Consider the following 20864-nt stretch of genomic DNA (forward strand, 5'->3'; position numbering starts at 1 on the left):
GGTCAGAGGGTGCGGGCCTTCTGGCGCAGCTCGAACTTCTGGATCTTGCCGGTCGAGGTCTTGGGCAGTTCCTCGAACACGATCCGCTTGGGCGTCTTGAACCCGGCCAGCCGTTCTCGGGCAAAGGCGATCAGGGCGTCGGCATCGCCCGTGCGGCCGTCCTTCAGCTCGACGAAGGCGCAGGGCACCTCGCCCCACTTCTCGTCCGGTTTCGCCACCACGGCGCAGAGGAGCACGTCGGGATGCCCCATCAGCACGCCCTCGACCTCGACCGAAGAGATGTTTTCCCCGCCCGAGATGATGATGTCCTTGGCCCGGTCCTGGATCTGGACATAGCCGTCCGGGTGCTGGATCGCGATGTCGCCGGAATGGAAGTAGCCACCGGCAAAGGCCTCCTCGGTGGCCTTCGGATTCTTGTAGTAGCCCTTCATCACCCCGTTGCCGCGGATCATGATCTCGCCCTGGGTCCTGGCGTCCATCGGGGTCTGCTCCATCCCCTCGGCGGCCATGACGGTGATGTGCTCGTAGGCGGGCATCGCCACGCCCTGCCGCGCCTTGATCGCGGCGCGGGCGTCGCCCTGCAGGTCGCCCCAGACGTCATCGTCCCAGGTGCATTCGGTGGCGGGGCCGTAGGTCTCGGTCAGGCCGTAGACCTGGGTGACGTTGAAGCCCATAGGCTCGATCGCGGCGAGGGTCGCGGGGGCCGGGGGTGCACCGGCGGTGAAGACCTCGACCACGTGGTCGAAGGCGCGGCGCTGATCCTCGGGCGCGTTCACCAGCATGTTCAGCACGATGGGCGCGCCGCCGAAATGGGTCACGCCCTCGTCCGCGATGGCGTCGAACATCGGCTTGGCCGCGATGTCGCGCAGGCAGACCACCGTGCCGCCGAGCAGCGGGATCATCCAGGCGTGGCACCAGCCGTTGCAGTGAAAGAGCGGCACGATGGTCATGTAGCGGGGATAGAGCTGCATCCGCCACGACAGGATCTGCCCCATGGCGTTCAGATGCGCGCCGCGGTGGTGATAGACGACGCCCTTGGGACGGCCGGTCGTGCCCGATGTGTAGTTGAGCGCGATGCTCTCCCATTCATCCTCGGGCATGATCCAGTCGAAATCCGCGTCGCCGGTGGCGAGCAAATCCTCGTAACTCTGGTGATGACCATGCGCGTGCACGCCGGCGTGGTCGTCGGGCACCTCGATCACGATGGGGGCGGGGCCCTCCATCCTCTCGATCGCCTCGGCCACGGTGGGCAGGAACTGCGGGTCGGCCAGGATCACCTTTGCCCCGCCGTGGTCGAGGATGTAGGCCACCGTATCGACGTCGAGCCGGGTGTTGATCGCGTTCAGCACCGCGCCGCAGGCGGGCACGCCGAAATGCGCCTCGACCTGCGGGGGCAGGTTCGGGATCATCGTCGCCACCACGTCGCCGGGCTGCACGCCGAGTTTCACCAGCGCCGAGGCGAGGCGGCTGACCCGTTCGATGTATTCGCGGTAGGTCTTGCGATGCGAGCCATAGACGACGGCCAGGCGGTCCGGCCAGATCCGCGCCGCGCGGGTCAGGTTCGACAGCGGCGTCAGTGGCACGTGGTTCGCCGCGTTGCGTTCCAGCCCGGTTTCGTCGGCAAGCCAGCCCATGATCGCTCCTCCCATTGGTCCGACGGCGATCTTGCCGCCCGCCCCGGGGCGCTGCAAGTGCTTGTGGGGTCTCGCGTCGCGGCTATGCTGCCGCCCATGATCCTGTCGCGCGGGCGCCGCTATCTCTTCATCCACATCCCAAAGACCGGCGGCACCTCGATGGCGCTGGCGCTCGAGGCCCGGGCGATGAAGGATGACGAGATGCTGGGCGACACGCCCAAGGCGCGGCGTCGGCGCGGGCGGCTCGACGGGGCGCAGGCGCGCGGGCGGCTCTGGAAACATGCGACGCTCTGCGATCTCGACGGGATCGTCAGCCGGGACGAGATGCGCGAGCTCTTCGTCTTCACCATGGTGCGCAATCCCTGGGACCGTGCGGTCAGCTATTACCACTGGCTGCTCGAGCAGCGGTTCGACCATCCGGCGGTGCGCGATGCGCAGGCCATGACGTTCGCCGACTTCCTTGCCCACCCCCGCACCCGCGCGGCCTTTCGCAGCCACCCGGCGCGCAGCTATGTCAGCGATCCGGACGGTGTCGACTGCTGCGATCTCTACATCCGGCTCGAGCACTGGAAGGACGATGCCGCCCCGCTCCGGGATCACGTCGGCTTTCCCCTGGACCTCGGGCACGCCAACGCATCCGACCGGGTACGGGACCACCGCACCCACTACACCGACGCGACCGCCGCCCTGGTGGCCGAGGACTGCGCCGAGGATATCGCCCGCTTCGGCTACACCTTCTGAAACCGCCCGGATTTGTCGCGCTCCGGTCCCGAACCCGGGGTGCGGAAAGGCTTTGTCAGGGCTTTGTTAACGATGTCCCAATTTTGCCGCTTTGCGGACCAATCGCCGTCCTGATTCTCCGGTGAGTTGCACGGGACACTCATCGGCAGAACGCCACCGGACTCGGGACCATGGGAACCATGTTTCACCGCCGCACACGCACCGACGACGCCCTGCAGGCCGCGCTGGCCTCGGAAGGCGACGCCACCATGTCGGGCCTGATCGAGGGCACCCGCGTCGCCACCGCGCTTGGCTGGCAGCGGGTCGAGCATGTGTCCGTCGGCGACCGCGTCCTGACCTTCGACAACGGCCTGCAGCCGGTGCGCAGCCTCCGGTCCGTCCGGCTCTGGGAAGGGCAGGGACGTTGCCCGCGCAGCGCCCGTCCGCTCTTCGTGCCCGAGGGTGCGATCGGCAATGCCGACGCGATGGTCGTCCTGCCGCGGCAGGGGCTGATGGTGGAAAGCGATGCGGCCGAGGCGATGACCGGCGATCCCTTTGCGCTGGTCCGGGCCGAGGCGCTGGACGGCATCTGCGGCATCCGCCGGGTCGATGCCGCGGGCAGCCTCGACGTGCACCTTCTGCAGTTCGACGAGGACGAGATCGTCTTTACCGCCCATGGCGCGCTCTGTGTCTGCGCCGCCGCGGGCGACATGCTGGAACGGCTCTTCGACGCCGCGCCCGTCACCGAGTACCGGCTTCTGTCCGACCAGACGGATGGCCACCTGATTTCCCGGATCCGGCAAGAGATCACCGCGGCCCATGCCGACGGCGGCGCCCGGACCGGTGCGGCCCATGCGACCTATGCGGAGACGCGCGTCGCCTAAGATTTCCCTCGGGCAGGGTAGCAGCAGTCGCAAGGAACCGCGTCTCCGCCAGGGACGCGGTTTCTTCGTTTCCGGGGGCAGGGTCGGGGGCCGCGCAAAGCGAACGGCGCGCCGGTGTCCCGACGCGCCGTCCCGTTGTCACAAACCTTGCGGTCGCCGGCTTACGCCGCCTTGGCCGCCTGCGGTCCGAACCGGCCATAGAAGGTTTGCCCCTTCTCGGCCATCTCGCGCAGCAGCTTCGGAGTGGTGAAGCGCTCGCCGTAGGTCGCGGCCAGGTGGTCGCAGCGTTTCACCGCCTCTTCCGCCCCGATGATGTCGAGCCAGGAGAACGGACCGCCGGACCAGGGCGCGAAGCCCCAGCCGAGGATCGCGCCGACGTCGCCTTCGCGGATGTCCTCCAGCACGCCCTCTTCCAGCGCGCGGACCGCTTCCAGGACCTGCGCGAACATCAGGCGGTTCTGCACCTCGTCGATCTCGGGCTGTTCGGCCTGGTGCGGATACTTCGCCTCAAGCCCCTCCCAGAGACCGGTGCGCTTGCCCTTCTCGTCGTACTCGTAGAAGCCCGCGTTCGACTTCCGGCCCAGGCGGCCTTCGTCGTAGAGCCAGAACATCAGGTCGTCCGTTGCCTTGGCATCGGCCGGGTAGGCGTCGCCCATGGCATCCTTCGTGGCCTTGGCGATCTTCACCGCCAGATCGATCGAGGTCTCGTCGATCAACTGCAGCGGACCCACGGGCATGCCCAGCATCCGCGCGCAGTTATCGACCATCGCCGGCGCCACGCCTTCGGTCACCATCCGCGCACCCTCGTTCAGGTAGGGGATGATGCAGCGGTTGGCGTAGAAGAAGCGCGCGTCGTTCACCACGATCGGCGTCTTGCGGATCTGGCGCACGTAGTCGAGCGCCTTGGCGACGGCCCGGTCACCGGTGTCCTTGCCCTTGATGATCTCGACCAGCAGCATCTTCTCGACGGGCGAGAAGAAGTGGATGCCGATGAACTGGTCCGGGCGCGACGACGCCTTGGCCAGCGCGGTGATCGGCAGGGTCGAGGTGTTGGAGGCAAAGATGCAATCGGCGGGGATGACGGCCTCGACGTTCTTCGTGACCTCGGCCTTCACGCCGACGTCCTCGAATACTGCCTCGATGATGAGGTCGGCATCCTTCAGCGTGTCGTAATCGGTCGTGGCGGTGATCCGGCCGAGGATCTCGGCCTTCTTTTCCTCGGTGGTCTTGCCGCGCTTGACCCCCTTGTCGAGGAACGCCTCGGTGTAGGCGCGGCCCTTGTCGGCGGCCTCCTGCTTCTGGTCGATCAGCACCACCTCGATCCCGGCCTGCGCCGAAACCAGCGCGATGCCCGCGCCCATCATGCCCGCGCCCATGACGCCCAGCTTCTTCACGCGCTGGTCGGGGGCCTCGGGCCGGTTCGCGCCCTTCTCCAGCGCTTCCTTGTTGAGGAAGAGCGACCGGATCATGGCCGAGGACGACGGGTTCATGATCACCGAGGTGAACCACCGCGCCTCGATCTTCAGCGCGGTGTCGAAGGGCACCTGCGCACCTTCGTAGACCGCCGAGAGCAGCGCCTTGGGTGCCGGGTAGGCGCCCCAGGTCTCGCCGTTGATCATGGCGTTGGCGCCGACGAAGGTCTGGAAGCCCGCCGGGTGGTAGGGCGCGCCGCCGGGGATCTTGTAGCCCTTCTCGTCCCAGGGCTTCACGAACTTCGGTTCGGACAGCACCCATTCCTTGGCCGCCGCGACCGGGTCACCCACGACCTCGTCCGCGATGCCGGCCTTCTGGGCCGCCTTCGGGTCCGACATCTTGGCCTGCAGCAGGTAGGGGGCCGCCATCATGACGCCCAGCTTTCGGACCAGCCGCGTGGTGCCACCCGCGCCGGGGAAGATGCCGACCTGGATTTCCGGCAGGCCCAGCTTGGCCTTCGGATTGTCGGCCACGAAGATGCGGTGGCAGGCCAGCGGCAGCTCCAGACCGATGCCCATGGCGGTGCCCGGAACGGCGGCCGCGATCGGCTTGCCGCCCTTGTTGGTCTTGGGCTCCATCCCCGCGCGCTCGATCTTGCGCAGCAGCTGGTGCAGGGTCATCACGCCCTCGAACACCGCCTCGGCGCCGCCGGTCTTCATGCCCGCCAGCACGTTGAGGTCCATGCCGCCCGCCATCGTCTCCTTGCCGGAGGTGATGACGATGCCCTTCACCGCGTCATCGGCCAGCGCGTCGTCGACGAGGTCCGACAGTTCCTGCGCGCCGTCCATGGTGAGCACGTTCATGCTCTTGCCCGGCAGGTCCCAGGTGATCACAGCGACGCCGTCGGCGCCTTTTTCCATCGTGAAATCAGCCATGTCTCTTACTCCTGTTCCCGTCTCACACGCGCTCGATGATGGTGGCCGCGCCCATGCCGGAGGCGACGCAGAGCGTGGCAAGGCCCACTTCCTTGTCCGAGCGCTCCAGCTCGTCCAGCAGGGTGCCGATGATGATCGCGCCGGACGCGCCAAGCGGGTGGCCCATGGCGATGGCGCCGCCGTTCACGTTCAGCTTGTCCATGTCCACGTCGAAGGCCTGCACGAAGCGCAGCACCACGGACGAAAACGCCTCGTTCACCTCGAAGAGGTCGATGTCCGAGATGCTCATCCCGTTCTCGCGCAGGATCTTCTCGGTCACCGGGACGGGGCCGGTCAGCATGATCGTCGGATCGGTGCCGATTTTGGCGGTCGCCCGGATGCGCGCACGCGGCCTCAGCCCGCGGGCCTCGCCGAACTCCTTGGACCCGATCAGCACGGCGGCAGAGCCGTCCACGATCCCGGACGAGTTGCCGGCGTGGTGGATGTGGTTGATCTTTTCCAGGTGCGGGTACTTCAGCTTCGCCACCTTGTCGAAGCCGGGCATCGCCTCGCCCATGTCCTTGAACGAGGCCTTCAGCGCGCCGAGCGCCTGCATGTCGGTGCCGGGGCGGATGAATTCGTCGTAGGAGAGGATCGGCAGCCCGTTCACGTCACGCACGGTGACGATCGACTTGCCGAACCGGCCCTCGTCCCAGGCCTGCTTGGCCAGCTTCTGCGAACGCACGGCAAACTCGTCCGCCATGTCGCGGGTGATGCCGTACTGCGTCGCGATGATGTCGGCCGAGATGCCCTGCGGCACGAAGTAGCGGTCGAGCGCCACGGTCGGATCGACCGCCACGGCGGCCCCGTCCGAGCCCATCGGCACGCGGGACATCATCTCGATCCCGCCGGCGATGTAGGCCTCGCCCGCGCCGCCCTTCACCTGGTTCGCGGCCAGGTTCACGGCTTCCATGCCCGAGGCGCAGAAGCGGTTGATCGACAGGCCGGGGATCGATTCGTCGAGCTCCGAGGCCAGCACGGTGGTCCGCGCGAGGCAGCCGCCCTGTTCCATCGCCTGGGTCGCGTTGCCCCAGATCACGTCCTCGACGGCATGGCCCTCGAGGCCCGAGCGGTCCTTGATGGCGTTCAGCATCTGCTTGCCGAGGGTGACGGCGGTCACCTCGTGCAGGCTGCCGTCCGGGCGGCCCTTGCCGCGCGGGGAACGCACGGCGTCATAGATATAGGCTTCGGTCATGGGGTGCTCCTTTCGTTCAGAGGCCGCGGTCGGAAGGCCGACCGGGCATCAGGTCATAGGGGTGTTTCCAGCCGTCCAGCGCCTCGATGTTCGAGAGCCAGCGGTCGATGTTCGGCCAGTCCTTGCGGTCGAAGCCGAAGGGTTCCGGGTAGAAGAGGTAGCCGCAGTTCGAGAAATCGGCATGGGTCGGGCCCGAATCCACCAGCCAGTCCCGGCCGTCCAGCGCGCTGTCCAGCGTGCGGAAGGCGCCCTTGAGCCGCCCGGCGAGGAAGCCGATGACCTCCTGCGGGCGCTTCTCCTCGGGGACGAAATTCATCAGGAACCGCTGGGTGCCGCACTGGCTCGACATCTTGTGGTTGTCGAAGAACATCCAGCGCAGGACCTCGCGCCGGTCCTCGGGCGTGTCGCCGCCGAACTTGCCGGTCTTCTCGGTGATGTAGAGCTGGATGACGCCCGACTGCGACAGCACGGTCTCGCCATCCTCCAGCACCGGCGCCTCGCCCATGACGTTCATGCCCAGGTAGGCCTCGGTCTTGGTGCCGCCGTTGAAGAAGTCGATCTTCACCGGCTGCCAGTCGAGGCCGGAAAGCTCGAGGGGCAGGGCAGCCTTGTAGGCGTTCCCGCTTTCGCCGAAGCAGTGGAGTTTGATCGTCATGTGGTCCTCCCGGTTGTTGACGGAGCGACCGGGGGTTTCACACCCCGGACCCCCGTGGAGTTTACTTGGCAAGATGAAGGGGAGCGGTAACGGTCCCTTAACCATGTTCATGTCCGAATGGGTTTGCGTCGCAGGCTGGAGAGCTGAGCGGTGTGCAAGGTGAAGCCCCGCGCCGCCCCGGCCCGATTGCAACTGGGCGCGGCGGTGCGGGGTGGACCCGGTGCCTGCTTCATCTTGCCAGTTAAACTCCCGCCGGAGGCATCCGACAGCGCGGCCAGGCGTCTCGGGCAGGTCTCTTGGCGATGACGCTGCCACGCTCATCGCTTGCGCCCCTTCAGGTCCGACTGGAACAGGCGCAGCCGGTGGGTCAGGTTGTCCTCGTCGGTCACGCTGTCGAAATTCTCGAACAGGAAGGACAGCGCCTCGTTCTCGTCGAGGTTCGCGCGCCGGGCAAATCCCTTGAGGCGGCGATAGCCCTCTTCCGTCATGGCGACCGGGAAGCGGCGGGTCAGGCGAAAGCGTTTCGGCATCTCACTCCTCCGGGGCCTGGTGGCTGCGGGTGACGGCGGCGCCCTCGGCGTCGCGCACGGGGATGTCCCCGATATGGGTCGCCCAGGCGGGCGTGTCAGCACTGCGGACATGCGCCTTGGGGTCGAACGGTGTGCCCTGGCGCAGGGTGGCGGCGAGGAATTCGGTCCAGCCGCTGCCGGTTTCGCGGAAGTAGAGCGGCGTGCCGCAGGCCGCGCAGAAGCCGCGTTCGGCGACGTCGGACGAGGCGAAGATGGCGGGCGGCGTGCCCTCCCAGACCACCTGGTCGTCGGCGACCATGTAGAAGGCCGAGACGAAGTTGCCGCTGGCCCGCTGGCACATGCGGCAGCCGCAGATCGTCTCGAGCGCCGGACCGGCGGCGATGCGATAGCGCACGGCACCGCACTGGCACATGCCGGCGGTCGCGTCCCTGTCACGGAATTCGCTTTGCATCCTGGCTCCTCCTGCCGGTTGTCGGACGCCCGCGCATCCCCGCGCGAGCGTCCTTCCCGTGAGTGGGGCCGTCAGGCCCCCCTGTTGTGCGGAGTAGGCGCGGGGTTGGTCCCCGGCTCAGAAGTTGGCCGCGTCGAGCGCCATGACACTGTCCGCCCCGGAGCTGATCCGGGCCAGGTGCATCGACGTCGCGGGCAGGCGCCGGGCCATGTAGTAGCGGCCGGTCGCGATCTTGGTCTCGTAGAACGCCGCGTCTGCCGCGCCCTCGGCCAGCTTGGCCTTGGCGGCCAGCGCCATCCTGGACCACATCAGCCCGAGGCAGACGTGACCGAAGAGGTGCATGAAGTCGTAGGACCCCGCCAGCGCGTGGTTCGGGTTCTTCATGCCGTTCTGCATGAAGAACATCGCCGCTTCCTGCAGGTGCTTCGAGGCGGTCTTCAGCGGTTCGATGAAGGCGCGGTCGAAGTCCTCGTCACCGGCGTTTTCCTTGCAGAAGGACTTGACCATCTCGAAGAAGGCCATCGCCGGCTTGCCGCCCTCGGCGGCCAGCTTGCGGCCCACGAGGTCGAGCGCCTGCACCCCGTTCGCGCCTTCGTAGATCATGGCGATCCGGGCGTCGCGGGCGAACTGGCTCATGCCGTGTTCCTCGATGTAGCCGTGGCCGCCATAGACCTGCTGCGCCAGCACGGCCATGTCGAAGCCCTGGTCGGTGAGGAAGCCCTTGAGCACCGGCGTCAGGAGCGAGATCGTGCCCTCGGCCGTCTTGTCGCCGTTGCGGTGGCTGCGGTCGATCATCTCGGCGCCCCAGAGCGCGAAGGCGCGGCCGCCCTCGGTAAAGCTCTTCTGGTCCATCAGCGACCGGCGGATGTCGGGGTGCACGATCAGCGGATCGGCCGGGCCATCGGGGTTCTCGACGCCGGTGACGGCGCGGCCCTGCAGGCGGTCCTTGGCGTAGTCGACGGCGTTCTGGTAGGCGGCTTCCGCCACCGCGAGGCCCTGCACCGCGACGCCGAGGCGCGCTTCGTTCATCATGGTGAACATGGCGCGCATGCCCTTGTGGGCCTCGCCCAGCAGGTAGCCCTCGGCCTCGTCGTAGTTCATCACGCAGGTGGCATTGCCGTGGATGCCCATCTTTTCTTCGAGGTTGCCCACCGACACGCCGTTGCGGGCGCCGACCTTGCCGTCGTCATCGACGAGGAACTTGGGCACGATGAAGAGCGAGACGCCCTTGATCCCCTCGGGGCCGCCGGGGATCTTGGCCAGCACCAGGTGCACGACGTTCGAGGACATGTCGTGGTCGCCGGCCGAGATGAAGATCTTCTGGCCGGAAATCCTGTAGGTGCCGTTGTCCTGCGGTTCGGCCTTGGTCCGCATGAGCCCGAGGTCCGTGCCGCAATGCGGTTCGGTCAGGTTCATGGTGCCGGTCCATTCGCAGGTCACCATCTTAGGCAGCCATTTCGCCTTCTGCTCGTCCGAGCCATGGGCGTGAATGGCCGAATAGGCGCCATGGGTCAGACCCTGGTACATGGTGAAGGCCATGTTCGCGGCCGAGAACATCTCGCCCACGGAGGTCGCCAGCACCGAGGGCATGCCCTGGCCGCCGTATTCGGGGTCGCAGTCGAGGCCGGTCCAGCCGCCCTCGCGCATCTGGTCAAACGCCGCCTTGAACCCCTTGGGGGTGTAGACGACGCCGTTTTCAAGCCGGCAGCCTTCCTGGTCGCCGACGGGGTTCAGAGGTGCCAGCACCTCGCCCGCGATCTTGCCGGCCTCTTCGAGGATGGCGCCGGTGAAATCGGCGTCCAGCTCGTCGAAACCGGGGATGTCGCTCTGAGAAACGTTCAGGACGTCATGCAGGATGAACTGCATGTCCTTCACGGGTGCGGAATAGCTCGGCATGTCTTTCTCCCAATAGACAAGGATTCAGCAGCCGAGCCATCGCGTTCACTCGGCCGCGTTCTTCTCTTCGTTGAGCGAAGCGATGATCTTTGCGCCCCAGCCCATCTGCTCTTCGAGCTCGTCGATGGCCGCGTCCAGTTCCTCGCGCTGCTTCTTCATATCGGCCAGACGGTCCTGGGCGACCTCGAAGGTCTTCTCCAGCTGCGTCTTCTGTTGGTCGCCGATATAGTAGAGATCCAGCAGCTGGCGGATTTCCTCGAGGCTGAAGCCAAAGCGCTTGCCGCGCAGGATCAGTTTCAGCCGGGCCCGGTCGCGCCGGGTGAAGAGGCGTTTTTGGCCAATGCGGATCGGGAACAGCAGCTCCTTGGCTTCGTAGAAACGCAGGGTGCGAGGCGTTACGTCGAAAGCGTCACACATCGCGCGGATCGTCATCGTGTCTTCGGTCATCGTTTACTCGTTCCTTCCTAAGTCACTAAACCATCCGGCCAAGGTTGCCCGGACGGCACGCGAAATGGGACAGGCTCGCGACCGATACAATGGAAAGTGACGTTTACGTAATCGCAACGCCACGTCACTTTTTCGATGACGTAACATCAGTCAAGTTGACCGAAGGTCAATCGTAATTTCCTTGCGTCGGCGTGGGAGTGGACCCGCCCCATAGAGGCGTTGAATACGAGTCTTTACGTCGCGGAACAACCTATACCAACGGGATGTCGAGGCCGTCGGCGGTGTCGTTGCGCAAAGTCTTCAATTCGTCGATCGCTTCCTGCAGCTGGTCGCGCTGCGCGTAGAGCTCGGTCAGCTGCCGATCGGCCGCGGTGATCCACTCGCGCGCCTGCGCCTCGCTGCCGGCTTCCTCGTAGATCAGCAGCCACTGGCGGATCTCTTCCAGCGGGAATCCGAACTTGCGGCCGCGCAGGATCAGCTTCATCCGCGCGACCTCGCGCTTGCCGTAGAACCGGGACCGGCCTTCGCGGTCGGGCTGCAGCAGCTCGATGTATTCGTAGTAACGCAGGGTGCGCGGCGTCACGTCGAACCGTGCGCACATCTCCTTGAACGTGATCCGCTCGTCACTCATGGCCCGCTTTCTGATCCTTCTGCGAACAGGCTCTCGAAAGGATAGGGGGTTCGTGCCCGATGGGCAACCGCCCCGCCTTGCATCCGATTGTCATACCGGTTGATATGCCCGGTGACGGCAGAAAGGCAATTCCATGGACGACGCCACGAGGCGACAGATCGCACAGCAGTTCATCGAGGCGATCCCGCATGCCAACGCGCTTTCGATCCGGCTGGACAGCATCGGCAGCGGCGAGGCCGAGATGGTTCTGCCCTACGACAGGCGGCTGATCGGCGACCCGGAAACCGGCGTGATCGCGGGCGGCGCGGTGTCGACGCTGATGGACACATGCTGCGGGGCGGCGGTGATGAGCCACCCCGACGCGCCGAGGGTGACGGCGACGCTGGACCTGAGAATCGAGTACATGCGCGCGGCCAGGCCCGGTGACGCGATCACCGCCCGGGCCACCTGCCACCACATGACGCGCTCGGTCGCCTTTGTCCGCGCGGTGGCCACGGACAGCGAGACCGGGACGCCGGTGGCGACGGCGACCGGGTCCTTCACGGTGACGAACTGATGGCGAAGCGGCCCGAACCGGTACAAGTGGTGAAACAGCGGCGCGACGCCGCGCTCAAGGCGTTGGTGCAGGGCGTGCCCTACATGGCGTTCCTCGGGATCCAGTTCGAACGCCGCGGGGACGAGCTGACCGCGGTGCTGCCCTATCAGGACATGCTGATCGGCAACCCGATGCTGCCCGCGCTGCATGGCGGCGTGACCTCGGCCTTTCTCGAGGTGACGGCGGTCGTGGGGCTGAGCTGGGCGATGCTCTGGCCGCGATTCGAAAGCGGTGAGGTCGATGCCGAGGCACTGGCGGCGGGCCAGTTGCCGCGCCTGCCCAAGACGGTAGACTTCACCATCGACTACCTGCGTTCGGGCCTGCCGCGCGACGCTTATGCCCGCGCCCAGATCACCCGGTCGGGCCGGCGCTATGCCAGCGTGCTGGTCGAGGCCTGGCAGGACAACCGCGAAAGACCGTTTGCCCAGGCCATGGGCCATTTCGTGATGCCGCCGCCCGTCCCGGACGCGGAGGCATGAGCGCACCCGACGCCGCCGCCCCGCCGCAGCTGAGCAACCGCCGGATCCTGCACATCGCGGTGCCGATCGTGCTGTCGAACGCGACGGTGCCGATTCTGGGCGCGGTGGACACCGGCGTGGTGGGGCAGCTGGGCCAGGCCGAACCGATCGGCGCGGTCGGCATCGGCGCGGTGATCCTGACCTCGATCTACTGGATCTTCGGGTTCCTCCGGATGGGCACGACCGGCCTGACCAGCCAGGCCCTCGGCGCGCGGAACGCGGCCGAGGTCGCGGCGCTCCTGTCGCGGGCGCTGATCGTGGCCTTCGTCGGCGGGTTGGCCCTTTTCGCCCTGCAGGTGCCGCTCTTTTCCGCCGCGCTCGGTCTTTCGCCCGCCTCGCCCGAGGTCGAGGCGATGGCCCACGACTACCTGTCGATCCGCGTCATGTCGGCGCCCTTCGCCATCGCGGTCTTCGGCATCACCGGCTGGCTGATCGCGCAGGAACGGACCGCGGCGGTGCTGGTGATCCAGGTCGCGATGAACGGCGTGAACATCCTGCTCGACCTCTGGTTCGTGCTGGGCCTCGACTGGGGGGTGCCGGGCGTGGCGCTGGCGACCGTCATCTCCGAGGTGCTGGGCGCGCTGATCGGTCTCTGGTTCTGCCGCGACGCGTTTCGCGGCACCGACTGGCGCGACCGGGCGCGGGTGCTCGACCCTGTCCGGCTCAAGCGGATGGCGCTGGTCAACGGCGACATCCTGATCCGGTCGCTGCTGCTGTTGTCGATCATGACCTCGTTCATGTTCCTCGGCGCACGCTTCGGCGACGTGACGCTGGCCTCCAACCAGGTGCTGCTGCAGTTCCTCAGCATCACGGCCCACGCGCTCGACGGCTTTGCCTTCGCGGCCGAGGCGCTGGTCGGCCACGCGCTCGGCGCGCGGGCGCGGCCGGTGCTGCGACGGGCGGCGATCATGGTCTCGGCCTGGGGTGTCGGCGCCTCGGTCCTGCTGGCGCTGGCCTTCGCGCTGGCGGGCGGGGCGATCATCGACGCCATGACGACGGCCCCTGACGTGCGGGCGCTGGCGCGGGACTACCTGCCGTGGATCGTGCTGGTGCCGATCACCGGGGTTGCCTGCTGGATGCTCGACGGCATCTTCATCGGCGCGACCCGGACCCGCGACATGCGCAACATGATGGTGATCTCGGTCATCGTCTACTTCGCCGCCGCCGCCGCGCTGATCCCGGTTTTCGGCAACCACGGCCTCTGGGCGGCGATGCACATCTCGTTCATCGCGCGCGGTGTGACCCTGTTCTGGAAGTATCCGGGGCTGGAGGCCGAGGCCGACAGCCCGGCCGAGGCGCCCGCCGTCCACGCCGCCTGAAGGGGCGTTTCGGCAACAGCCCGGCGCGGCCCGACCGGCCGGCGTTGGCCGGGCAGGGGGTGCGGCGCTAGGCTGCGGCGGGACAGGCAGGAAGCGCAGACCATGCACAAGGGGATCGTCACGGCCGCCGTGCTGGCACTGGCCGCCCCCGCCGCGCAGGCGGAGGGGCTGGACTACATCGGCCACGGCCGGATCATGAACAACGACGTCTTCTACGGCGGACTCGACCGCTGGCAGACGGGCTCCATCGCGTCGAGCCATGTCTGGGCCGAGGGCTGGGACGGCACCCTGCCGACGCGCTTCGGATCGCTGATCGAGCTGCGGATCGAGGGTCGGATCATCGCGCCCGACACCCTGTCCTACGTCGTGCCCGGCGACCGGCCCTATGCCAACGCGCTGTCCTTCGGCCTGCACAGCCACGTGCTCTGGCGCGGGGTCGAGGTGACCGGCGGCGCCGACCTCGTGGTGACGGGGGACCAGACACAGCTTTACCGCATCCAGCAGGCGATCCACGACATCATAGATGTGCCCGGCCCCTCGGACGCGGTGCGCGCGGCGGGCATCGGCAACGGACTGCATCCGACCCTGTCGGGCGAGGCGGGGCGCGAGGTCGCGGCCGGTCCGTTGCGGCTGCGACCCTTCGTCGAGGCCCGCTGGGGGATCGAAACCTATGCCCGCGCCGGGTTCGACCTGACGCTCGGCCCGGTTGGGCGCGGCGGGCTGATGGTGCGCGACCCGGTCACCGGCCAGCGCTACCGCGCGGTGCCTGCGCCAGCGCTCGGCTACACCCTGGTCCTCGGCGCCGACCACGCCTGGGTGCACGACAGCACCTACCTGCCCGCGCCGCACGAGGCGCTCGATCGCACCCGCCTGCGCGCCGGGCTGCACTGGGAAGGCCGGTCGTTCCGCGGCTTCTACGGCCTGACCTGGCTGAGCGAGGAGTTCGCCGGCCAACCCGAGGGGCAGGTGATCGGATCGGTGCGTTTCGACATCACCTTCTGAACGGATCGCCAGGGGCGATTCCCTCTTGCCCGGAACTCTGTTACCGTTACGGAAACAATCGCCGGAACGGCGGAGAGAGCAGAGGCAGGTCATGGGCACGGCATATCGTGGCACTTTCGTGATTCCCTGGACGCAGACCAGCGTGGACGGCCTGACCGCCGCTCCGGTCGAGGCGCTGACGCCCGGATCGGTCTGGTCCTGGCGGGGCGAGGCGGTGCGCGTCGACGGACCGACCGCGCTGCTGCAGCTGGAACTGGCGGGCGAGGGGCTCGAGACCCGGAGGCGGGCGGCTCGGTCCGCCCGGCGCCTCGCCGGGGGCGCGGCGCGCCCGATCCGGGTCGGCCTGCCGGATGACGAGGAGGACGACGAGGCCGAGACCGGGTTCACCGTGACCGACGGGCTGGACCTCTACCGCCTCGGGCTGATCGACACCGGGCACGGCACCCGGCGCCTGCTGAAGATCGAAGGCGACCTGCCGCCGCGCGGCACCGACCTCTGGGTGGTCGAGGTTTGCCAAGATCCGCGGCAGTCGGCGCTGAATGCCCGCGAGGATGACGGCAGCGGCTACATCTGTTTCACCCCCGGCACCCGGATCGCGACCCCCGCCGGCCCCCGCCCGGTCGAGACGCTGGCCGAGGGCGACTATGTCCTGACGCGCGATGCCGGCCCGCAGCCGGTGCTTTGGGCCGGGGCGCGGCGGATGAGCGGCGCGCGCCTGCACGCGATGCCCTGGCTGCGCCCGATCCGGATCCGGGCCGGGGCGCTCGGCCATCGCCGACCGAACCCCGAACTGCTGGTGTCGCCCGAACACCGGCTGCTGATCCGTGGCCGCGCCGCGCGGGACCTCTTCAACACCGACGAGGTGCTGGTGGCCGCCCGCGACCTGTTGCGCGGCGGCGCCATCGTGCAGGACAGCCGCATGACCGAGGTGCAGTACATCCACCTCCTGCTGCCGTCGCACCAGATCATCTGGGCCAACGGAATCGAAAGCGAAAGCTTCCACCCCGCCGCCGCCTCGCTCGGGGCGCTCGGGGCCGCCGACCGGCGCGCGCTGCTGGCGGGCATGCCCGAGGTGCGCGACGATCCCTTTGCCTATGGCGCGTTCGCCCGCCGCTGCCTGACCGCGCCCGAGGCGGCGCTGCTCCTGCGCGAAGCGGCCTGAACGGCCCATTCTTCCGGTTGACAGCCCCGCCGGGGCGCGTATAAGCGCGCCTTCATTGGTGTTGGTGGCCCCCGCAAGGGGTATGCCTGTCAGGGTTCGCCCAGAGGACAACGCCCTTCATCCGCCGCCCCCGGGGCGGCACCACTTTTTTGAAGGAGATCAGCCGTGACCAAACGCACGTCTGCCAAGTACAAGATCGACCGCCGCATGGGCGAGAACATCTGGGGCCGTCCGAAGTCCCCGGTCAACCGCCGCGAATACGGCCCCGGCCAGCACGGCCAGCGCCGCAAGGGCAAGATGTCGGACTTCGGTCTGCAGCTGCGCGCCAAGCAGAAGCTGAAAGGCTACTACGGCGACCTGACCGAGAAACAGTTCCGCCGCATCTACGCCGAAGCCGAGCGTGTGAAGGGCGACACCGGTGAGCTGCTCATCGGCCTGCTCGAGCGCCGCCTGGACGCCGTCGTCTACCGCGCCAAGTTCGTGCCGACCATCTTCGCGGCCCGTCAGTTCGTGAACCACGGCCACGTCCTGGTGAACGGCAAGCGCGTGAACATCCCGTCGTACCGCGTCAAAGAGGGCGACGTCGTCGAGGTTCGCGAGAAGTCGAAGCAGAACGCATCGGTGCTCGAGGCCGCAGGCCTCCCCGAGCGTGACGTTCCGGACTACCTCGAGGTGGACCACTCCAAGATGACCGCATCCTTCGTGCGCACCCCGGCCCTGTCGGACGTGCCGTACCCGGTCATCATGGAACCGCACCTCGTGATCGAATTCTACGCGCAGAACTAGGGTTCCGCGCCACCCGATCCGGAAGGGCCGTGCCGCAAGGCGCGGCCCTTTCTCTATTTCGCGGCCGGAGCGGCGGTGTCGAACGCCGGCAGCGTCGCCTCGATCCAGCCGGCGAGCGCAAAGAGCCGTTCGGCCGCCTCGTTGCCCAGCTCGGTGAGCGCGTAGTCGACCCGCGGCGGCACCTCGGCATGGTCGTGCCGGGTGACGAGGCCGAGTCGCACGAGGTTGCCCAGCGTTTCCGACAGCATCCGTTCGCTTACCCCGTCGATCCGGCGGCGCAGTTCCGCGAACCTGAACGTGCCGTCGCGGAGGGCGATCAGCACCAGCAGCCCCCAGCGGCTGGTCAGCTGGCGCAACACCTCGCGCGAGGGGCAGTTGGCCGACATCACGTTGGGCGGCAGGGGCGAGGGAAAGGGGCCGGGCATCGTCACGATCTCCGTGGGCGGAAAAATCTTTCACTTACGAAAATGTAAGTACTTACGATTTGTAAGCAAGTGGCTATCTGCTCGTGACATGCGAAGAACCAAGGAGGTTTCCATGACCATCGCAGTGACAGGCGCAACCGGCCAGCTTGGCCGCAAGGTGATCGCGCAGTTGAAGGACAAGGGCGTGACGGAGGTGATCGCGCTGGCCCGCTCGCCGGAAAAGGCCGCCGATCTGGGTGTGACGGTCCGCGTTGCCGACTACGACCGCCCCGAAACGCTGGCCCCGGCGCTTGCCGGTGTCGACACGCTGCTCCTGATCTCGTCGAGCGAGGTCGGCAAGCGTGCGGTGCAACACGCGGCGATCATCGAGGCCGCCAGGGCCGCGAGCGTGGGGCACATCGTCTACACCTCGATCCTGAATGCCGACATCAACCCGCTGTCTTTGGCCGAGGAACATCGCGCGACCGAGGCGGCGCTGGCGGCGAGCGGCATCCCCACGACCCTGCTGCGCAACGGCTGGTACACCGAGAACTACGCATCCAATGCCCCGATGGCCGTGACCCATGGCGCGGTGCTGGGCAGCGCGGGTGAGGGCCGGATCTCGGGCGCGGCGCGGGACGACTACGCCGCCGCCGCCGTCGCGGTGCTGACCGGCAGCGGGCATGCGGGCAAGACCTATGAACTGGCGGGCGATGGGGATTTCACCCTTGCCGACCTCGCGGCCGAGATCACGGCGCAAAGCGGCACGCCCGTCGTCTACACCGACCTGCCCGCGCCCGAATACGCCAAGGTGCTGGAAGGGGTCGGCCTCGACGCGGGCCTTGCCGGAGCGATTGCCGGCTGGGACGCCGACGCGGCCAATGGCGCGCTGCAGAGCGACGACGGCACGCTGTCCCGTCTGATCGGTCGCCCGACCACGCCGCTCTCCGAGGTGGTGAAGGCCGCGCTGGCCACCTGAACGCCGCCACCCGGTTGCGCCTCCGCAGGGCCCGGACGTCACCGCGTCCGGGCCCTGTCATTGCGACGTCATGGGCAGGACGCTATCCTGCGGGGAATTTGATCGACCTCATTCCTGAAAGGGTTGTGCCCATGGCGGCCCGCGACATTTCCTTTGCCTCGTTCAACCTGCTGAACCTGCAGCTGCCAGGGGCGGCCATATACTCCGACCCCGATGGCTGGTCGCAGGAGGTCTATGACCGCAAGATCGACTGGACCGGGCGCACCCTGCGCCGCCTTGCCGCCGACGTGATCGGGTTCCAGGAGCTCTGGGCGGCCGAGGCGCTCGATGCCGCGCTGGCGGCGGCAGGGCTGGATGCCAGTCACCGGCCGCTGGTGCCGCCCGGCCATCCCGGCACCCGCATCGTCTGTGCCGCCGCCGTGCGGTCCGACGTGCTGGTCGGCGAGCCGGAGTGGATCACGAATTTCCCGCCCGAACTTGTCCTGCGGTCGACCGGCGACGACCCGCAGCAAGACGCGATCTCGGTCACGCTGTCGACCTTCTCGCGCCCGGTGCTGCATTGCCGGGTGCAGCCGCATCCCGAGACGCCGGTCATCGATGTCTTCGTCTGCCACTTCAAGTCGCGCCGCCCGGCCGAGGTCTGGCGCGAGGAGTGGTACGATCGCGACACGCACCGCGCCCATGCCACCGCCATCGGTTATGCCCTGTCGACGATCCGGCGGACCGCCGAGGCAACGGCGCTGCGGGTGCTGATCAGCCGCATCACCAAGGGCACCAACACGCCGGTGGTGGTGATCGGCGACATGAACGATGCCAACATGTCGAACACCCTGAACGTGATGACCGAACAGCCGCGCTACCTGACAACGCTGTCGGAGGGCGGCGGGGACAACGCGCTCTACACCGCGCAGACGTTGCAGGAATACCGCTCGGTCCGGGATGTCTATTACACCCATGTCTACCAGGATCAGCGCGAGAGCCTCGACCACATCCTGATCTCCGAGCAGTTCTATGACAATTCCAAGGACCGCCTCTGGGCCTTCGAGGGGATGACGGTCGAGAACGATCACCTGAACTTCGACGACCACAAGGTCAGCGGCACAGGCGACCATGGTGTCATCCGCGCGGGGTTCCGATGGAAGCCCGCGGACGGCGCGGGCGTCTGACGGTCACGCGGTCAGCCGGGCGACGGCCATGGCAAGATCGGCGCGGAAATGTGCCGTCGCGGCCTCTCGTGCCGCCGGGTCCGGCAGGCGCAGAAGGTAGGCGGGGTGCAGGGTCAGCAGGACCGGGCCGAACTCTGTCTCTTCCACCATGCCGCGCCGGGCCAGGATGCCGTCGCGCCGCCCGGTCAACGCCTCGGCGGCGTTGGCGCCCATGGCCAGGATCAGCTGCGGCTTGACCAGATCGACCTCCTGCCGGAGCCACCAGCGGCCATGCTGCACCTCGCCCCGGTTCGGTGCCTGGTGGATGCGGCGTTTGCCGCGCATCTGGAATTTGAAGCGCTTCACCGCGTTGGTGACATAGGCCTGCCTGCGGTCGAGGCCCGCGGTCTGCGCCGCCCGGTCGAAGAGCTGCCCGGCGGGACCGACGAAGGGGCGACCGGCGCGGTCCTCTTCGTCGCCGGGCTGTTCGCCGACGATCATCAACGCGGCGTCCTGCGGCCCTTCGCCCAGCACGATCCGGCCATATCCCGGTTCGGCGCGCCGGTTCTCTTCCTCCGCACGGGCCGCCAGTGCCGCGAAGCTCAGCGGGTCCGCCCGCCGGTCCTCGTGCAGCCGGTCGAGGATGCGGCCCGCGCGGAGCGGCGGCAGGCTCGGCGCGGCCTCGGCCATCTCGCGCGCGCGGCGTTCGGCATTGGCCAGAAGCTCGGGGATGTGCCGCGTCTCGGGCATGTTCTTCCAGTACTTGCGCGGCATCTCGGATGTCATCGCCTGCACCTTCACCCGCGCCGGGTTGAAGATGTTCCGGAAATACGTGCCCCAGAGCGCCTCGGCCCCGTCCTCGGGCAGGTCGGGTTTCGGTTGTCCCTCGTGCAGGCTCAACCGGCCCGCATCGAAGCGGGCGGTCACGTCGGGGGTGACGATCATCCAGTCCATGTCGGCAAAGCGGCGGGTGAAGAAGGGGGCCGTCGGCTCCACCGTGTGGTGGGTCGGCTCGAACCAAGCGGCAAAGGCGCGGCGGGGGCCGTCGCCGTCGATGTCGCGGAACCGGACGAAGGCCTTCATCTTGTGCGCGCAACGGCGCACGTTCTTCTCCATCTGGCGCAGGCGGGCGAGGTCGGGGTCGCCGCGGTCCTGCATCAGTCCGGGGTGATCCCGCAGCCGCCAGAGCAGGGCGTAGAGCCGGGCGAACCGCTCGGGATCGGCGTGCCAGGCCACGGTGTCGGCCAGTGCGACGAAACTCTTCGGGACGGTGATCGGGGCGGTCGGCATCGGGGCGGGCGTGGTGCCTGCAAAGAGGTCGTCCTGCGCGGGCGTCGCGAAGGTCCAGAGCACGTCCTCGGGCGGGATCTGCGCGGCGATCAGGCGGCGGGCGGCGTCGCGCCAGGCGCGGTCCGTGTGCAGGCGGGGGAGGTCGATTGTGGGCATGGTGCGGGTGGAGGGACCCGGGGGGCTGTCTGCCCCGGACCCCCCGAGGATATGGGGACCAGGGGAAGATGGGGGCGG

General features: G+C 67.9%; 21 protein-coding genes. 10 read left to right on the plus strand and 11 right to left on the minus strand.

Annotated elements, in window-relative coordinates:
* Window positions 1–2 precede the first annotated feature (2 nt).
* Window positions 3–1634, minus strand: a complete 1632-nt coding sequence (locus tag ACE2AC_RS19520) for an AMP-binding protein (RefSeq protein WP_375689428.1) — start codon at window positions 1632–1634, stop codon at window positions 3–5.
* Window positions 1635–1730: 96 nt separating this feature from the next.
* Between ACE2AC_RS19520 and ACE2AC_RS19525 the strand changes: the two genes are divergently transcribed.
* Window positions 1731–2375 (plus strand): sulfotransferase family 2 domain-containing protein, encoded by a 645-nt coding sequence (locus tag ACE2AC_RS19525; RefSeq protein ID WP_375689430.1) that lies wholly within the window; start codon window positions 1731–1733, stop codon window positions 2373–2375.
* Between the two features lie 170 nt (window positions 2376–2545).
* Window positions 2546–3238 (plus strand): Hint domain-containing protein, encoded by a 693-nt coding sequence (locus ACE2AC_RS19530; RefSeq protein ID WP_375689432.1) that lies wholly within the window; start codon window positions 2546–2548, stop codon window positions 3236–3238.
* Window positions 3239–3399: 161 nt separating this feature from the next.
* Here the strand turns inward: ACE2AC_RS19530 and ACE2AC_RS19535 are convergent, their stop codons facing one another.
* The 8 genes from ACE2AC_RS19535 to ACE2AC_RS19570 form a co-directional block, all read right to left on the minus strand.
* Window positions 3400–5586: a 3-hydroxyacyl-CoA dehydrogenase NAD-binding domain-containing protein gene (locus ACE2AC_RS19535; protein WP_375689434.1), complete on the minus strand. Its 2187-nt coding sequence runs from the start codon at window positions 5584–5586 to the stop codon at window positions 3400–3402.
* Window positions 5587–5608: 22 nt separating this feature from the next.
* The gene (locus ACE2AC_RS19540) at window positions 5609–6820 is read right to left on the minus strand and encodes an acetyl-CoA C-acetyltransferase (RefSeq protein WP_375689436.1); all 1212 of its coding nucleotides are present in this window, start codon (window positions 6818–6820) and stop codon (window positions 5609–5611) included.
* A gap of 16 nt (window positions 6821–6836) precedes the next feature.
* Window positions 6837–7475 carry a glutathione S-transferase family protein gene (locus ACE2AC_RS19545; RefSeq protein WP_375689438.1) on the minus strand — a complete coding sequence of 213 codons (639 nt, stop codon included), beginning with the start codon at window positions 7473–7475 and terminating at the stop codon, window positions 6837–6839.
* Window positions 7476–7792: 317 nt separating this feature from the next.
* Complete coding sequence (locus ACE2AC_RS19550) at window positions 7793–8005, minus strand: hypothetical protein (protein WP_375689440.1); 213 nt, start codon at window positions 8003–8005, stop codon at window positions 7793–7795.
* Window position 8006: 1 nt separating this feature from the next.
* Entirely contained in the window at window positions 8007–8456 is a 450-nt protein-coding gene (locus ACE2AC_RS19555; RefSeq protein ID WP_375689442.1) for a GFA family protein, read from the minus strand.
* A 117-nt stretch (window positions 8457–8573) separates the two neighbouring features.
* Window positions 8574–10352 (minus strand): acyl-CoA dehydrogenase C-terminal domain-containing protein, encoded by a 1779-nt coding sequence (locus ACE2AC_RS19560; RefSeq protein WP_375689444.1) that lies wholly within the window; start codon window positions 10350–10352, stop codon window positions 8574–8576.
* 45 nt (window positions 10353–10397) lie between these two features.
* On the minus strand, window positions 10398–10799 hold the full coding sequence (locus ACE2AC_RS19565; protein WP_375689446.1) for a MerR family DNA-binding transcriptional regulator: 402 nt from the start codon (window positions 10797–10799) through the stop codon (window positions 10398–10400).
* A 250-nt stretch (window positions 10800–11049) separates the two neighbouring features.
* Window positions 11050–11430 carry a MerR family DNA-binding transcriptional regulator gene (locus ACE2AC_RS19570; protein WP_375689448.1) on the minus strand — a complete coding sequence of 127 codons (381 nt, stop codon included), beginning with the start codon at window positions 11428–11430 and terminating at the stop codon, window positions 11050–11052.
* A 133-nt stretch (window positions 11431–11563) separates the two neighbouring features.
* On the opposite strand from ACE2AC_RS19570, the gene ACE2AC_RS19575 reads away from it, so the two are divergent.
* The 6 genes from ACE2AC_RS19575 (at window position 11564) to rpsD (ending at window position 16812) form a co-directional block, all read left to right on the plus strand.
* Complete coding sequence (locus ACE2AC_RS19575; protein ID WP_375689450.1) at window positions 11564–11986, plus strand: PaaI family thioesterase; 423 nt, start codon at window positions 11564–11566, stop codon at window positions 11984–11986.
* Complete coding sequence (locus ACE2AC_RS19580; protein ID WP_375692140.1) at window positions 11983–12504, plus strand: PaaI family thioesterase; 522 nt, start codon at window positions 11983–11985, stop codon at window positions 12502–12504. Before ACE2AC_RS19575 ends, ACE2AC_RS19580 begins: the two co-directional genes overlap by 4 nt.
* Window positions 12501–13862 carry an MATE family efflux transporter gene (locus ACE2AC_RS19585; RefSeq protein WP_375689452.1) on the plus strand — a complete coding sequence of 454 codons (1362 nt, stop codon included), beginning with the start codon at window positions 12501–12503 and terminating at the stop codon, window positions 13860–13862. Before ACE2AC_RS19580 ends, ACE2AC_RS19585 begins: the two co-directional genes overlap by 4 nt.
* 102 nt (window positions 13863–13964) lie before the next feature.
* Window positions 13965–14864 carry a lipid A-modifier LpxR family protein gene (locus ACE2AC_RS19590; protein WP_375689454.1) on the plus strand — a complete coding sequence of 300 codons (900 nt, stop codon included), beginning with the start codon at window positions 13965–13967 and terminating at the stop codon, window positions 14862–14864.
* Between the two features lie 91 nt (window positions 14865–14955).
* On the plus strand, window positions 14956–16026 hold the full coding sequence (locus ACE2AC_RS19595) for a Hint domain-containing protein (RefSeq protein ID WP_375689456.1): 1071 nt from the start codon (window positions 14956–14958) through the stop codon (window positions 16024–16026).
* Between the two features lie 165 nt (window positions 16027–16191).
* Window positions 16192–16812 (plus strand): 30S ribosomal protein S4, encoded by a 621-nt coding sequence (gene rpsD / locus ACE2AC_RS19600; protein ID WP_375689458.1) that lies wholly within the window; start codon window positions 16192–16194, stop codon window positions 16810–16812.
* 53 nt (window positions 16813–16865) lie between these two features.
* On the opposite strand, the gene ACE2AC_RS19605 is transcribed toward rpsD, so the two are convergent.
* Window positions 16866–17237 (minus strand): winged helix-turn-helix transcriptional regulator, encoded by a 372-nt coding sequence (locus ACE2AC_RS19605; RefSeq protein WP_375689460.1) that lies wholly within the window; start codon window positions 17235–17237, stop codon window positions 16866–16868.
* Window positions 17238–17349: 112 nt separating this feature from the next.
* Here ACE2AC_RS19605 and ACE2AC_RS19610 point away from each other — a divergent pair, with 112 nt between their 5' ends.
* Both ACE2AC_RS19610 and ACE2AC_RS19615 read left to right on the plus strand, forming a co-directional pair.
* Window positions 17350–18195: an SDR family oxidoreductase gene (locus tag ACE2AC_RS19610; RefSeq protein ID WP_375689462.1), complete on the plus strand. Its 846-nt coding sequence runs from the start codon at window positions 17350–17352 to the stop codon at window positions 18193–18195.
* A 131-nt stretch (window positions 18196–18326) separates the two neighbouring features.
* Window positions 18327–19361, plus strand: coding sequence for an endonuclease/exonuclease/phosphatase family protein (locus ACE2AC_RS19615; RefSeq protein ID WP_375689464.1), 1035 nt, complete (start codon window positions 18327–18329; stop codon window positions 19359–19361).
* 3 nt (window positions 19362–19364) lie between these two features.
* On the opposite strand, the gene ACE2AC_RS19620 is transcribed toward ACE2AC_RS19615, so the two are convergent.
* On the minus strand, window positions 19365–20786 hold the full coding sequence (locus ACE2AC_RS19620; protein ID WP_375689466.1) for a UdgX family uracil-DNA binding protein: 1422 nt from the start codon (window positions 20784–20786) through the stop codon (window positions 19365–19367).
* Between the last annotated feature and the right edge of the window lie 78 nt (window positions 20787–20864).

The sequence above is a fragment of the Pseudooceanicola sp. LIPI14-2-Ac024 genome, from assembly GCF_042188925.1.
In the GTDB taxonomy this organism is placed as follows: Bacteria; Pseudomonadota; Alphaproteobacteria; order Rhodobacterales; family Rhodobacteraceae; genus Pseudooceanicola.

What these genes read in the sequence shown, in the direction of transcription:
- ACE2AC_RS19520 (WP_375689428.1), bottom strand. Translation starts at nt 1,634, where the DNA reads ATGGGCTGGCTTGCCGACGAAACCGGGCTGGAACGCAACGCGGCGAAC.
- ACE2AC_RS19525 (WP_375689430.1), top strand. Translation starts at nt 1,731, where the DNA reads ATGATCCTGTCGCGCGGGCGCCGCTATCTCTTCATCCACATCCCAAAG.
- ACE2AC_RS19530 (WP_375689432.1), top strand. Translation starts at nt 2,546, where the DNA reads ATGGGAACCATGTTTCACCGCCGCACACGCACCGACGACGCCCTGCAG.
- ACE2AC_RS19535 (WP_375689434.1), bottom strand. Translation starts at nt 5,586, where the DNA reads ATGGCTGATTTCACGATGGAAAAAGGCGCCGACGGCGTCGCTGTGATC.
- ACE2AC_RS19540 (WP_375689436.1), bottom strand. Translation starts at nt 6,820, where the DNA reads ATGACCGAAGCCTATATCTATGACGCCGTGCGTTCCCCGCGCGGCAAG.
- ACE2AC_RS19545 (WP_375689438.1), bottom strand. Translation starts at nt 7,475, where the DNA reads ATGACGATCAAACTCCACTGCTTCGGCGAAAGCGGGAACGCCTACAAG.
- ACE2AC_RS19550 (WP_375689440.1), bottom strand. Translation starts at nt 8,005, where the DNA reads ATGCCGAAACGCTTTCGCCTGACCCGCCGCTTCCCGGTCGCCATGACG.
- ACE2AC_RS19555 (WP_375689442.1), bottom strand. Translation starts at nt 8,456, where the DNA reads ATGCAAAGCGAATTCCGTGACAGGGACGCGACCGCCGGCATGTGCCAG.
- ACE2AC_RS19560 (WP_375689444.1), bottom strand. Translation starts at nt 10,352, where the DNA reads ATGCCGAGCTATTCCGCACCCGTGAAGGACATGCAGTTCATCCTGCAT.
- ACE2AC_RS19565 (WP_375689446.1), bottom strand. Translation starts at nt 10,799, where the DNA reads ATGACCGAAGACACGATGACGATCCGCGCGATGTGTGACGCTTTCGAC.
- ACE2AC_RS19570 (WP_375689448.1), bottom strand. Translation starts at nt 11,430, where the DNA reads ATGAGTGACGAGCGGATCACGTTCAAGGAGATGTGCGCACGGTTCGAC.
- ACE2AC_RS19575 (WP_375689450.1), top strand. Translation starts at nt 11,564, where the DNA reads ATGGACGACGCCACGAGGCGACAGATCGCACAGCAGTTCATCGAGGCG.
- ACE2AC_RS19585 (WP_375689452.1), top strand. Translation starts at nt 12,501, where the DNA reads ATGAGCGCACCCGACGCCGCCGCCCCGCCGCAGCTGAGCAACCGCCGG.
- ACE2AC_RS19590 (WP_375689454.1), top strand. Translation starts at nt 13,965, where the DNA reads ATGCACAAGGGGATCGTCACGGCCGCCGTGCTGGCACTGGCCGCCCCC.
- ACE2AC_RS19595 (WP_375689456.1), top strand. Translation starts at nt 14,956, where the DNA reads ATGGGCACGGCATATCGTGGCACTTTCGTGATTCCCTGGACGCAGACC.
- ACE2AC_RS19605 (WP_375689460.1), bottom strand. Translation starts at nt 17,237, where the DNA reads ATGCCCGGCCCCTTTCCCTCGCCCCTGCCGCCCAACGTGATGTCGGCC.
- ACE2AC_RS19610 (WP_375689462.1), top strand. Translation starts at nt 17,350, where the DNA reads ATGACCATCGCAGTGACAGGCGCAACCGGCCAGCTTGGCCGCAAGGTG.
- ACE2AC_RS19615 (WP_375689464.1), top strand. Translation starts at nt 18,327, where the DNA reads ATGGCGGCCCGCGACATTTCCTTTGCCTCGTTCAACCTGCTGAACCTG.
- ACE2AC_RS19620 (WP_375689466.1), bottom strand. Translation starts at nt 20,786, where the DNA reads ATGCCCACAATCGACCTCCCCCGCCTGCACACGGACCGCGCCTGGCGC.